Raw genomic sequence first — 772 nt, 5'->3', positions numbered from 1 at the left:
GGATATTTCTGAGATCGGCTTTTCACGGCACGGGGGCACAATCGCCCCCGTTTTTGTTGCAGCAGCAGGTCGCCGAGGCGGTTGCGTAGACGAAGAAGATGGGCGGGTATTTTGCCTGGGGCTTCAATTGCCATCCAGCCCCATTCATGGCGCAGATAGTGGAGTGCCGTGGTGAAGCTGAGTTGAGTAGGGCTTACCTGCGCCTCGCTAGCAACCTCAGCCATTTCCAGCCTGACCAGATTATAGGCCAATAAAGCGCCCCAGATCTCTTGATATACGGTTTCGGGAGTGCCGCTGCGCAGGGTCAGCTCGCTGCCGAGCATATCCTGTTTGATCTCCCGATAACGCGTTTCGATCCGCCAGCGTTCTTCATATTGATGCACGATCTCGCGGGCCGGATAGGCTTTGGCATCCATGAGGGAAGTCAACAGGATACGCTTTTTGCCGTGGCGGTTGGTCGTCTCGATGGCCCGGGCCTCCCAGAAGGCCGGCAAGTTCGGGTCGGCTTTGCGCGCTTGAGCAGAAACGCTCATCCGCACTCGATAGTCGTTGGGATTTGGATCCAGCCGCTCCCATGCCAGGGATCTCTTGGCCGGGATCAGCCAATGACGCTGCTCCCCTGTCGTCTGAAGCTGCAGCAGGAGGCTGGCACTGAAGAAGCCTTTGTCGAACACCGTCAGGGACCGATCCGGCACTCCGACAAGGAGGTCCTTGGCATAGAGCATTTCGTTCTTGCCATAGACCCCGAATACCGCATCACGAACCAGATGAG

At 57.6% G+C, this 772-nt stretch carries 1 protein-coding gene; it reads right to left on the bottom strand.

Features of this window, described 5'->3' with window-relative positions; translation table 11 throughout:
• On the bottom strand, positions 1–772 hold a 772-nt coding region (locus QQL24_RS36385; protein ID WP_284317214.1), incomplete at both ends, for an IS4 family transposase.

This window comes from Labrys miyagiensis, assembly GCF_030160835.1.
Taxonomy (GTDB): Bacteria; Pseudomonadota; Alphaproteobacteria; order Rhizobiales; family Labraceae; genus Labrys; species Labrys miyagiensis.
Note: the sequence above shows the minus strand (reverse complement) of the source record. Positions and strands in the feature narration are given on the sequence as shown.